The organism is Micromonospora maritima (genome assembly GCF_902825405.1).
Classification (GTDB): Bacteria; Actinomycetota; Actinomycetes; order Mycobacteriales; family Micromonosporaceae; genus Micromonospora; species Micromonospora maritima.
On record NZ_CADEAU010000978.1, the window covers coordinates 1 to 563 of the forward strand.

The following is a 563-nucleotide window of genomic DNA, read 5'->3' on the forward strand; positions in this document are numbered from 1 at the left end:
CGGGCGGCGGGGCGGGCGGTCCGGCTGGCCGGGCGGCTCGGCGGGCGGGCCGCCGGCATCCGGTTGCTCGGTTACCTCGGCTGGTGGCTGGTCCGCGTCGGCATCGGGCTGGGCGTGCCGTACGGGCTCGGGCTGCTGGGCCTGTTCGACGTGTCGGCGTGGGCGCTCCCGCTGGCCGTGGCCGCCCAGGTCGCGGTGAACGCGCTCGCCTACCCGGCGCTGGCCTGCCTGGACGCCGTGCTGCACCTGGAGACCCGGATGCGCACGGAAGGGCTCGACATCCGGCTGTCCCGGGCGCCGGCCGGCGTACCCGAGCCTGCGCTGCTGGCGGCCGGCCGGTGAGCCGGTGGTGGACCGAGACGGTCGCCGCGCTCGGTGACGTCGTCACCCTGCCGCTGGTCGCCCTGATCCTGCTGACCGGCGCGCTCGTGGCGGCGCTGGCCTGGTACTACTTCCCGACCTGGGTGCCGCGCCGGCTGCCCCGGCCGACCCTGCCCCGGCTCCGCCTGCCCCGGTTGCGCCGGTTCCGGTTCCGGCTGCCCCGGCTGCGTCGGCCCCGCCCG

General features: G+C 78.5%; 2 pseudogenes. Both read left to right on the forward strand.

Going from position 1 to position 563, the window contains the following annotated elements:
* A pseudogene (locus HUW36_RS33940) lies at positions 1 to 342 on the forward strand (hypothetical protein); the annotation flags it as partial.
* Positions 339 to 563: pseudogene (locus HUW36_RS33945) on the forward strand (DUF4129 domain-containing protein); the annotation flags it as partial. The pseudogenes HUW36_RS33940 and HUW36_RS33945, both read left to right, overlap by 4 nt.